Here is a 10,407-nt window from a genome sequence, read left to right as displayed (position 1 = left end):
GCCCTCAGCCGCCACCTGGCAGGTGAGCCGCACCCCGGCAGGCAGTCGTGCGACCCACCGGGGGCGGGGACGCCGCCGCCCCGCCGGTGGGCGCGCGGCGGTGTGTGATGGGATCTCGGGCATGAGCGCCACCACCACCGTCACCACCTGGTCCCTGGAGCAGAACGAGCCCGCCGACCTTCGCGCCGTGCCCGAGCCGGACGCCGCGTCCGGCGTCCGCGTCGTGCGGGCCGAGGTGCCGAGCCCGGAGTTCAGCCGCTTCCTGTACACCGCGGTGGGCGCGGACGTGGCGTGGACGGACCGGCTGGGCTGGGGCCGGGAGCGGTGGCGGGAGTTCCTGGAGCGGCCCGGCGTGGAGACGTGGGTGGCCTACGAGCGGGGCACTCCGGCGGGTTTCATCGAGCTGGACGCCCAGCCGGACGGTGTCGTGGAGATCAGCTACTTCGGGTTGATCGCCGCGTTCCGCGGCCGGCGCATCGGTGGGCTGCTGCTGTCGCGCGGCACCGAGCGGGCCTGGGACCTGGCCGACCGCTGGCCGGGGCGGGAGCGCACCCGGCGGGTCTGGGTGCACACGTGCAGTTTGGACGGCCCGCACGCGATGGCGAACTACGAGCGCCGCGGGTTCACGGTCTTCCGCACGGAGGTCACCGAGGAGCCCGTCGCGACCGCATCCGGAATGTGGGCCACCGCCTCCGAATGATGTGACCCGCCCCACAGCGTCCCACAGAGCGAGACCCCGTTGTCCAGATAATGGATAAAGGTGGACTGGTTCCAAATCCACATGACACGCTTCCGTCATGTCTCGAGCTGGAATTGCCTTGGTGAGTCGGCGGCACGTCGACCTCGGCCGCATGTCCAGCGCCATCTGTCCGGCGGGCTGACAGTCACAGCACCTCCGCCTCTCACCGTCCCCGCCGCTGCGGACGGGCGAGACCCCCTGAACCATCCCGACCTGCCCCGGCGCCGGTGATTTCCGTGTGCCCGGACGCGCAGGCGCCGAAGCCGCACGCCGCCGTCAGCCCGAAGGACACATACCGCCATGGCCGACACCCCCAAGCCAGCCGCCGCTCCGTCCCGCCGCAAGGCCGGCCGCCACCGCGGCGAGGGCCAGTGGGCCAAGGGCCACCTCACTCCGCTCAACGCCAACGAGCAGACCAAGAAGGACGACGACGGTCTCAATGTGCGGACACGCATTGAGACGATCTACGCGCACCGGGGCTTCGACTCCATCGACGGCGCCGACCTGCGCGGCCGGATGCGCTGGTGGGGCCTGTACACCCAGCGCAAGCCGGGCATCGACGGCGGCCGGACGGCGATCCTCGAGCCGGAGGAGCTGGACGACGAGTACTTCATGCTCCGGGTCCGCATCGACGGCGGCAGCCTGACCACCGAGCAGCTGCGGGTGATCGGTGAGATCTCCCAGGAGTTCGCCCGGGGCACCGCCGACATCACCGACCGGCAGAACATCCAGTACCACTGGATCCGCATCGAGGACATGCCCGAGATCTGGCGCCGGCTGGAGGGCGTCGGCCTCTCCACCACCGAGGCCTGCGGCGACACCCCGCGTGTCATCCTCGGCTCCCCGGTGGCGGGCATCGCCGCCGACGAGATCATCGACGGCACCCCCGCCATCGACGAGATCCACCGCCGTGTCATCGGCAACCCGGCCTTCTCCAACCTGCCGCGCAAGTTCAAGTCGGCGGTCTCCGGCTCGCCGCTGCTGGACGTCGCCCACGAGATCAACGACATCGCGTTCGTCGGCGTCGAGCACCCCGAGCACGGCCCCGGCTTCGACCTGTGGGTGGGCGGCGGCCTCTCCACCAACCCGAAGATCGGCGTGCGCCTGGGTGCGTGGGTGCCGCTGGACGAGGTCGCCGACGCCTTCGAGGGGGTCATCTCCCTCTACCGCGACTACGGCTACCGCCGGCTGCGCACCCGCGCCCGCATCAAGTTCCTGATCGCCGACTGGGGCCCCGAGCGGTTCCGCGAGGTGCTGGAGCAGGAGTACCTCGGACGCGCGCTGCTCGACGGCCCGGCGCCGGAGAAGCCCGTCCAGCAGTGGCGCGACCACGTCGGTGTGCACCGTCAGAAGGACGGCCGCAACTACGTCGGTTTCGCACCCCGCGTCGGGCGGGTGGACGGCGCCACGCTCACCAAGATCGCCGACCTGGCGGAGGCGCACGGCTCCGGCCGGGTGCGGACCACCGTCGAGCAGAAGATGGTCGTGCTGGACGTCGAGGACGACCACGTGCAGTCGCTCACCGACGGCCTGGCCGCGCTCGGCCTCACCACCACACCCTCGCCGTTCCGGCGCGGCACCATGGCCTGCACCGGCATCGAGTTCTGCAAGCTGGCCATCGTGGAGACCAAGAGCCGCGGCCAGTCCCTCATCGAGGAACTGGAGCGGCGGCTGCCGGACTTCGAGGAGCCGCTCACCATCAACATCAACGGCTGCCCCAACTCCTGTGCCCGTATCCAGGTGGCGGACATCGGTCTCAAGGGGCAGTTGGTCACCGACGCGGACGGCAACCAGGTGGAGGGCTTCCAGGTCCACCTGGGCGGCTCACTGGGTCTGGAGCCCGGCTTCGGCCGCAAGGTCCGCGGCCTGAAGGTCACCGCCGACGAACTGCCCGACTACGTCGAGCGGGTGGTGCGCAACTTCGCCGAACAGCGCGAGGACGGCGAGCGGTTCGCCCAGTGGGCGACGCGGGCCGGCGAGGAGGCCCTCAAGTGAGCGAGCGCGCGGCACCGTTCTACTGCCCGTACTGCGGCGACGAGGACCTGCGGCCCAGCGAGGAGGGCGCCGGCGCCTGGGAGTGCGCGTCCTGCAACCGCGCGTTCCGGCTGAAGTTCCTCGGCCTGCTCTCCAGCGGCTTCCGCCGGACGGCGGACCCCGCCCCCGCATCCGACCGGGAGGACCCCGCATGAGCACCGCTGTGGATCTGCGCGGACTGGCCGAACAGGCGGGCCGCGAACTGGAGGAGGCTCCGGCGCTGGAGGTGCTGCGCTGGGCCACCGAGACGTTCGGCGACCGCTTCTGCGTCACCTCCTCCATGGAGGACGCGGTCGTCGCCCACCTCGCGTCCCGGGTCGCGCCCGGCGTGGACGTGGTCTTTCTCGACACCGGCTACCACTTCCCCGAGACGATCGGCACCCGGGACGCGGTCGCCGCCGTCATGGACGTGAACGTACTCACCCTGACGCCGGTACGGACCGTCGCCGAACAGGACGCCGAGCACGGCCCGAAGCTGCACGACCGCGACCCCGACCTGTGCTGCGCGCTGCGCAAGGTCGAGCCGCTGGAACGGGGCCTGGCCGGCTACCGGGCGTGGGCCACCGGCCTGCGCCGCGACGAGTCTCCGAGCCGGGCCGGCACACCCGTCGTCGGCTGGGACGAGAAGCGGCAAAAGGTCAAGGTCTCGCCGATCGCCCGCTGGACGCAGGAGGACGTCGACGCCTACGTCACCGAGCACGGCGTGCTGACCAACCCGCTGCTCGACGACGGTTACCCCTCCGTCGGCTGCGCGCCCTGCACCCGCCGGGTGCAGCCGGGCGAGGACGTGCGCGCCGGCCGCTGGGCGGGGCGGAACAAGACCGAGTGCGGGTTGCACGGCTGATGACGGAACACAGCGACAGGCAAGCGACAGGCAGGGAGCGGGAGATGAGCGGGACGGCCCAGGGCGCCACGGTGTGGCTCACCGGTCTGCCGAGCGCGGGCAAGACGACCATCGCCCGCGCGCTGGCGGAGCGGCTGCGCGCCGAAGGGCACCGGGTGGAGGTACTGGACGGTGACGAGATCCGCGAGTTCCTCTCCGCCGGGCTGGGCTTCTCCCGCGAGGACCGGCACACCAACGTGCAGCGCATCGGCTTCGTGGCCGAACTGCTCGCCTCGCACGGCGTGAAGGCGCTGGTCCCGGTGATCGCGCCCTACGCGGACAGCCGGGAGGCGGTCCGCAAGCGGCACCGCGCGGAGGACACCCCGTTCCTGGAGGTGCACGTCTCGACGCCCGTCGAGGTGTGCGCGGTGCGCGACGTGAAGGGGCTGTACGCCGAGCAGGCGGCCGGCCGGCTCTCCGGGCTCACCGGAGTGGACGACCCGTACGAGGCGCCGGACGATCCCGACCTGCGGATCGCCGCGCAGGAGCAGACCGTCGAGGAATCCGCGGCGGCGCTGCACGCACTGCTGACCGAGAGGGGACTGGCGTGACCACCGCTGCTGCCGTCACCGGCATCAACGCCGAGGGCGAGAGCCCTTACGCACTGACCCACCTGGACGCCCTGGAGTCCGAGGCGGTGCACATCTTCCGCGAGGTGGCGGGTGAGTTCGAGCGGCCGGTGATCCTCTTCTCCGGCGGCAAGGACTCCATCGTCATGCTGCACCTGGCGCTGAAGGCGTTCGCGCCCGCGCCGGTGCCGTTCGCGCTGCTGCACGTGGACACCGGGCACAACTTCCCCGAGGTCATCGAGTACCGCGACCGCACCGCGGAGCAGCACGGGCTGCGGCTGCACGTCGCCTCGGTGCAGGAGTTCATCGACGCGGGCCGGCTGCGGGAGCGGCCGGACGGCACCCGCAACCCGTTGCAGACCGTGCCGCTGCTGGACGCCATCGACAAGGGCCGCTTCGACGCGGTGTTCGGCGGCGGGCGGCGGGACGAGGAGAAGGCCCGCGCGAAGGAGCGGGTGTTCTCACTGCGCGACGAGTTCGGCGGCTGGGACCCGCGGCGGCAGCGCCCGGAGCTGTGGCAGCTGTACAACGGGCGGCACTCCCCCGGCGAGCACGTGCGGGTCTTCCCGCTGTCCAACTGGACCGAGCTGGACGTGTGGCAGTACATCGCCCGGGAGGACATCGAACTCCCCGAGATCTACTACGCGCACCGGCGGGAGGTCTTCTCCCGGAACGGCATGTGGCTGGCCCCCGGCGAGTGGGGCGGCCCGAAGGACGGCGAGACGGTCGAGAGCCGGCTGGTGCGCTACCGCACCGTCGGCGACATGTCCTGCACCGGCGCGGTCGACTCCGACGCCGACACGATCGAGAAGGTCATCGCGGAGATCGCCGTGTCCCGGCTCACCGAGCGCGGCGCGACCCGGGCCGACGACAAGCTGTCCGAGGCCGCGATGGAAGACCGCAAGCGCGAGGGGTACTTCTGATGGGCGCCACCGAGACCAACGGCGACACCGGCCACGTCGACATCGCCGCCCGCACCGCGGCGACCTCGCTGCTGCGGTTCGCGACGGCCGGTTCGGTCGACGACGGCAAGTCGACGCTCGTCGGCAGACTGCTGCACGACTCCAAGTCGGTGCTCGCCGACCAGTTGGAGGCGGTCGAGCACGCGTCCCGCAACCGCGGCCAGGAGACCCCCGACCTGGCGCTGCTGACCGACGGTCTGCGGGCCGAGCGGGAGCAGGGCATCACGATCGACGTCGCCTACCGCTACTTCGCCACCCCGCGGCGCCGGTTCATCCTGGCCGACACGCCGGGCCACGTGCAGTACACCCGCAACATGGTCACCGGCGCGTCCACCGCCGAACTGGCCGTGGTGCTGGTCGACGCGCGCAACGGCGTGGTGGAGCAGACGCGCCGGCACGCCGCCGTCGCAGCGCTGCTGCGGGTCCCGCACGTGGTGCTGGCCGTCAACAAGATGGACCTGGTGGACTACGCGGAGCCCGTCTTCGCCCGGATCGCCGAGGAGTTCACCGCCTACGCCGCCTCACTGGGCGTGCCGGAGATCACCGCCATCCCGATCTCCGCGCTGGCCGGCGACAACGTGGTGACGCCGTCGGCGAACATGGACTGGTACGGCGGCCCGACGGTGCTGGAGCACCTGGAGACCGTCCCGGTCAGCCACGACGTGTCCGCCTGCGTGGCCCGCTTCCCCGTGCAGTACGTGATCCGCCCGCAGACCGTCGAGCACCCCGACTACCGGGGTTACGCCGGCCAGGTCGCGTCCGGTGTGCTGCGCGTCGGGCAGCGGGTCACGGTGCTGCCGTCGGGCCGCTCCAGCACCATCGAGGGCATCGACGCGTTCGGTGACCCGGTGGACGTGGCGTGGGCGCCGCAGTCGGTGACGCTGCGCCTCACCGACGACCTCGACATCTCCCGGGGCGACCTGATCGTGCCCGCCGACGCCACCGTCACGGCCAGCCAGGACCTCACCGCCACCGTGTGCCACCTGCACGACCGGCCGCTGAAGGTCGGCGAGCGGGTGCTGCTCAAGCACACCACCCGCACCGTCAAGGCGATCGTCAAGGACATCCCGTCCCGGCTCACCCTGGACGACCTGTCCCAGCATCCGGCGCCCGGTGAGCTGGTCGCCAACGACATCGGCCGCGTGGTGGTCCGCACCGCCGAGCCGCTCGCCGTGGACGCCTACGCCGACTCGCGGCGCACGGGCTCGTTCCTGCTGATCGACCCGGCGGACGGCACCACCCTGTCGGCCGGCATGGCCGGTGACGCGTTCGCCGAGAAGGCCGGCGCCGCCGCCCCGGAGGCGGCCCGCGGTGACGACGAGGGGTGGGACTTCTGACATGACCGGTGAGGTGTTCTCCACGTTCGACCAGCGCGGCGGCCGGATAGGCAGCGGCGTGCGCGGCAGCGGGCAGGGCGGAGTCGGACGATGCGCGCCGTGACGCGCCTCTTCGACTCCCGCCGTTCCGCCGCCCGTTCCCCCTGAGAGGACACCCGCCGTGCCTTCCGCCCGACCACGTGTCGTCCCGCGCACCCTCACCGCGCTCGCGGTGCTGCCGCTGCTGCTGCTCACCGCCTGCGGCTACGGCTCGCAGCGGGTGCCCGACGCGACCGCGCCGGTCGCCGCGGAGGGGCCGAAGGTGGACGGGCTGGACGAGGTCCGGGTCGGCTTCTTCGCCACCGTCACCCACGCCACCCCGCTGGTGGGTCTGGGCCCGGGCGGGCTGATCCAGAAGGAACTGGGCGGCACCGCCGTCAAGCCGCAGGTCTTCAACGCCGGCCCGGCCGCGGTGGAGGCGTTGAACGCGGAGGCCGTCGATCTGACCTGGATCGGCCCGTCCCCGGCCGTCAACGGCTTCACCCGGGCGGACGGCAGGAACCTGCGCATCGTCGCCGGCGCCACCTCGGGCGGGGCGTCCCTGGTCGTCGACCCCGACCGCGTGGCGTCCGTCGAGGACCTCCGGGGCAAGCGGATCGCCACGCCGCAGATCGGCAACACCCAGGACGTGGCGCTGCTCCACCACCTCGCCGAGCAGGGCCTGACCGTCGACCCGGACACCGGGCAGGGGGACGTCTCGGTGGTCCGGCAGGACACCAAGGAGATCCCCACCACCTTCCGGCAGGGCGGCCTCGACGGCGCCTGGGTGCCCGAGCCCACCGCGTCCGTCCTGGTCGCCCAGGGCGGCAGGGTCCTGCTGGACGAGAAGGAGCTGTGGGACGACGGCAGGTTCGTCAGCACGCACCTGATCGTGTCCCGGAAGTTCCTCGAGAAGCACCCGGAGGCGGTCGAGGCGGTGGTGCGCGGATCAGTGCGGACCAACGCCTGGATCAACGCACACCCCGACGAGGCGAAGGACGTCCTCAACGCCGGCCTGGAGAGGTACACCGGCCAGTCGCTGCCGGCCGAGGTGCTCGACCCGGCGTTCGCGGCGATCGAGGTCACCGACGACCCGCTCGCCGCGACGCTTCGTGAGCAGGCCGAGCACAGCGTCGCCGCCGGACTGCTCGAGACGGCGAGGACGGACGGCATCTACGACCTGACCCTCCTCAACAAGGTCCTCGAGGCCGAGGGCAGGCCGGCGGTCGACGACGCCGGCCTCGGCACCGACTGACCCCCGCCACACCACGTTCCCAGGAGGTGACCGCGATGCCCACTACCGAACTCACCGAGGCACCGGCCGCGACCGCACAGGTCGAGGCCGGCTACGCCGCCCGGATCCAGCACGTGTCGAAGTCCTTCGGCCGGCCCGGCGCCCGCCAGCTCGTACTCGACGACGTGTCCGTCGACGTCGGCCCGGGCGAGTTCGTCACCCTGCTGGGGGCGTCGGGCTGCGGCAAGTCGACGCTGCTCAACCTGGTCGCCGGCCTGGACCGGCCGTCCGCCGGCAGCATCGACGTGCCCGGCGGACGGGCCGCCCTGATGTTCCAGGAGCACGCGCTGTTCCCCTGGCTCACCGCGGGCAAGAACATCGAACTGGCGCTCAAGCTGCGCGGCCTGCCGAAGGCCGAACGGCCCGCGGAGGCCGAACGGCTGCTGGAACTGGTCCGCCTGTCGGGCGCCTACCGCAAGCGAGTGCACGAGCTGTCCGGTGGCATGCGGCAGCGGGTAGCCCTCGCCCGGGCACTCGCCCAGGACAGCAAGCTGCTGCTGATGGACGAGCCGTTCGCCGCGCTGGACGCCATCACCCGCGACGTCCTGCACGAGGAGCTGACCCGCATCTGGAGCGAGACCCACGTGTCGGTCCTGTTCGTCACGCACAACGTCCGCGAGGCCGTCCGGCTCGCCCAGCGAGTGGTGCTGCTGTCCTCCCGGCCCGGGCGCGTCGCCCGGGAGTGGCAGGTCGACATCCCGCACCCCCGGCGCATCGAGGACTCCGCGGTGGCCAGCCTGTCCGTGGAGATCACCGAACAACTGCGGGGGGAGATCCGCCGACATGGCCAGCACTGACTCCGGCACCGACTCCCGGCCGGACGCCTCCGACCTGGCCGGGCTGGAAGCGGGCCTGGACGCGCTCGACACCCACACGGCGGTGCGCACCCCGGTCAGCCGGGTGCTGCGGGACAAGCTGCTGCCGCCGGTCGTCGCCGTCGTGCTGGTCGTCGCCCTCTGGCAGCTCGTCTTCGTGCTCGGCGTGAAGGAGGACTACCAGCTGCCCGGCCCGCTCCAGGTCTGGGACGCCGTCGCCGACCTCTGGTACAAGGGCACGCTCTTCGAGACCATCTGGACCAGCGTCTCGCGCGGGGTGCTGGGCTTCCTCGTCGCCGTCGCCATCGGCACCCCGCTGGGGCTGCTCGTCGCGAAGGCCAAGCTGGTCCGGGCGGCGATCGGGCCGATCCTCACCGGCCTCCAGTCACTGCCGTCGGTGGCCTGGGTGCCCGCCGCGATCATCTGGTTCGGCCTGACCGACTCGATGATCTACGCGGTGGTCCTGCTGGGCGCGGTGCCCTCCATCGCCAACGGCCTGGTGGCCGGCGTCGACCAGATCCCGCCGCTGTACCTGCGCGCCGGGCAGGTCATCGGCGCTACCGGGTTGCGCGGCGTGCGGCACGTGGTGCTGCCGGCCGCACTGCCCGGTTACCTCTCCGGGCTCAAGCAGGGCTGGGCGTTCTCCTGGCGGTCGCTGATGGCCGCGGAGATCATCGCCCACTCCCCCGACCTCGGCGCCGGGCTGGGCCAGCTGCTGGAGACCGGACGCGCCTACCAGGACATGTCGGTGGTGCTGAGCGCCATCCTGCTGATCCTCGTCGTCGGCATCGCGATCGACCTGCTGGTCTTCGCCCCGCTGGAGCGGCGGGTGCTGCGCAGCCGGGGCCTGCTGGCGGCCCGCTGAGTCCGGTGAGAACCTGACCCGAACCGAACCCCCGTCGCCGATCCCCCACCGCACCGAGGTCGAACGGAACTTCCCATGGCCGATCCCACCCTGCTGATCATCGCCCACGGCAGCCGCGACGCCCGGCATCCGGCCACCGTCGCCGCGCTCGCCGCCCGGGTGCGGTCGCTGCGCCCGCGGGTCCGCGTGGAGGAGAGCTATCTCGACTTCCAGCCGGCCACGGTGCCCGGCACGCTGCGGCGGCTGCACGACGAGGGCGTCCGGGACGTGGTGGCGCTGCCGCTGCTGCTCAACCGGGCCTTCCACGCCAAGACGGACATCCCCTCGGTGCTGCGCGAGACGCTCCAGCGGCTGCCGCGGTTGTCCGTCACCCGGGCCGGCGTCCTGGGCCCGCACCCGCTGCTGCGGGCGGCCCTGGAACGGCGGCTGCACGAAGCCGGGCTGCCGCCCGGTGACACCGGCTCGACCGGGGTCGTCCTGGCCTCGGCGGGCTCCTCCGACCCGGAGGCGAACGCGGTGATCGCTGAAACCGCGCGGGAGTGGCGGCGCACCTCAGGTTGGTGTGCCGTGCGGCCCGCGTTCGCCTCCGCATCCCCGCCCCGCACCGCCGACGTGGTGCGCGAACTCCGTGCGCTGGGGGCGCGGCGCGTGGTGGTCTCCCCTTACGTGCTGGCGCCCGGCCGTCTCCCGGACCGGATAGCCGCCGACGCGCGGGAGGCCGGCGCCGACGTGCTCGCCCCGGTCCTGGGCGACGCCCCGGAGGTCGCCGAGCTGGTCACCCTCCGCTACGACCAGGCCCGCACCGAGCACCGCGCACCGCTCAGCGCCTGAGCCGCCCGGCCCGGCGGACGTCCGTCCTGCAGGGCTCCACCAGCGGCATCGTCCGCAGAT

General features: G+C 72.4%; 12 protein-coding genes. All 12 read left to right on the top strand.

Annotated features, from left to right (window positions below; genetic code table 11):
- Positions 1 to 121: 121 nt before the first annotated feature.
- The gene (locus ACYVE9_RS07795) at positions 122 to 700 is read left to right on the top strand and encodes a GNAT family N-acetyltransferase (RefSeq protein WP_461027000.1); all 579 of its coding nucleotides are present in this window, start codon (positions 122 to 124) and stop codon (positions 698 to 700) included.
- Between the two features lie 97 nt (positions 701 to 797).
- Positions 798 to 881: a putative leader peptide gene (locus tag ACYVE9_RS07790; protein WP_309471194.1), complete on the top strand. Its 84-nt coding sequence runs from the start codon at positions 798 to 800 to the stop codon at positions 879 to 881.
- A 158-nt stretch (positions 882 to 1,039) separates the two neighbouring features.
- A complete protein-coding gene (locus ACYVE9_RS07785) occupies positions 1,040 to 2,734 on the top strand; it encodes a nitrite/sulfite reductase (protein ID WP_461026999.1) in 1,695 nt (564 codons plus the stop codon).
- Complete coding sequence (locus ACYVE9_RS07780) at positions 2,731 to 2,928, top strand: hypothetical protein (protein WP_461026998.1); 198 nt, start codon at positions 2,731 to 2,733, stop codon at positions 2,926 to 2,928. The genes ACYVE9_RS07785 and ACYVE9_RS07780 overlap by 4 nt, the downstream gene beginning before the upstream one ends.
- Complete coding sequence (locus ACYVE9_RS07775; protein ID WP_461026997.1) at positions 2,925 to 3,617, top strand: phosphoadenylyl-sulfate reductase; 693 nt, start codon at positions 2,925 to 2,927, stop codon at positions 3,615 to 3,617. The genes ACYVE9_RS07780 and ACYVE9_RS07775 overlap by 4 nt, the downstream gene beginning before the upstream one ends.
- Positions 3,617 to 4,207 (top strand): adenylyl-sulfate kinase, encoded by a 591-nt coding sequence (gene cysC / locus ACYVE9_RS07770; RefSeq protein WP_461026996.1) that lies wholly within the window; start codon positions 3,617 to 3,619, stop codon positions 4,205 to 4,207. Before ACYVE9_RS07775 ends, cysC begins: the two co-directional genes overlap by 1 nt.
- Complete coding sequence (gene cysD, locus ACYVE9_RS07765) at positions 4,204 to 5,148, top strand: sulfate adenylyltransferase subunit CysD (protein WP_461026995.1); 945 nt, start codon at positions 4,204 to 4,206, stop codon at positions 5,146 to 5,148. Before cysC ends, cysD begins: the two co-directional genes overlap by 4 nt.
- On the top strand, positions 5,148 to 6,524 hold the full coding sequence (locus ACYVE9_RS07760; RefSeq protein ID WP_461026994.1) for a sulfate adenylyltransferase subunit 1: 1,377 nt from the start codon (positions 5,148 to 5,150) through the stop codon (positions 6,522 to 6,524). The genes cysD and ACYVE9_RS07760 overlap by 1 nt, the downstream gene beginning before the upstream one ends.
- Before the next feature lie 160 nt (positions 6,525 to 6,684).
- Positions 6,685 to 7,797, top strand: coding sequence for an ABC transporter substrate-binding protein (locus tag ACYVE9_RS07755; protein ID WP_461026993.1), 1,113 nt, complete (start codon positions 6,685 to 6,687; stop codon positions 7,795 to 7,797).
- A 35-nt stretch (positions 7,798 to 7,832) separates the two neighbouring features.
- The gene (locus tag ACYVE9_RS07750; protein WP_461026992.1) at positions 7,833 to 8,633 is read left to right on the top strand and encodes an ABC transporter ATP-binding protein; all 801 of its coding nucleotides are present in this window, start codon (positions 7,833 to 7,835) and stop codon (positions 8,631 to 8,633) included.
- On the top strand, positions 8,620 to 9,516 hold the full coding sequence (locus ACYVE9_RS07745; protein WP_461026991.1) for an ABC transporter permease: 897 nt from the start codon (positions 8,620 to 8,622) through the stop codon (positions 9,514 to 9,516). Before ACYVE9_RS07750 ends, ACYVE9_RS07745 begins: the two co-directional genes overlap by 14 nt.
- A 75-nt stretch (positions 9,517 to 9,591) precedes the next feature.
- Complete coding sequence (locus tag ACYVE9_RS07740; RefSeq protein ID WP_461026990.1) at positions 9,592 to 10,347, top strand: sirohydrochlorin chelatase; 756 nt, start codon at positions 9,592 to 9,594, stop codon at positions 10,345 to 10,347.
- Positions 10,348 to 10,407: the final 60 nt, after the last annotated feature.

The organism is Streptomyces sparsus (assembly GCF_054776295.1).
This window is presented reverse-complemented; position numbering and strand designations above follow the sequence as displayed.

Coding starts and splice junctions, on each gene's coding strand:
- ACYVE9_RS07790 (WP_309471194.1), top strand. CDS start 798: ATGTCTCGAGCTGGAATTGCCTTGGTGAGTCGGCGGCACGTCGACCTC.
- cysC (WP_461026996.1), top strand. CDS start 3,617: ATGACGGAACACAGCGACAGGCAAGCGACAGGCAGGGAGCGGGAGATG.
- ACYVE9_RS07740 (WP_461026990.1), top strand. CDS start 9,592: ATGGCCGATCCCACCCTGCTGATCATCGCCCACGGCAGCCGCGACGCC.
- ACYVE9_RS07775 (WP_461026997.1), top strand. CDS start 2,925: ATGAGCACCGCTGTGGATCTGCGCGGACTGGCCGAACAGGCGGGCCGC.
- ACYVE9_RS07760 (WP_461026994.1), top strand. CDS start 5,148: ATGGGCGCCACCGAGACCAACGGCGACACCGGCCACGTCGACATCGCC.
- ACYVE9_RS07745 (WP_461026991.1), top strand. CDS start 8,620: ATGGCCAGCACTGACTCCGGCACCGACTCCCGGCCGGACGCCTCCGAC.
- ACYVE9_RS07785 (WP_461026999.1), top strand. CDS start 1,040: ATGGCCGACACCCCCAAGCCAGCCGCCGCTCCGTCCCGCCGCAAGGCC.
- ACYVE9_RS07750 (WP_461026992.1), top strand. CDS start 7,833: ATGCCCACTACCGAACTCACCGAGGCACCGGCCGCGACCGCACAGGTC.
- ACYVE9_RS07795 (WP_461027000.1), top strand. CDS start 122: ATGAGCGCCACCACCACCGTCACCACCTGGTCCCTGGAGCAGAACGAG.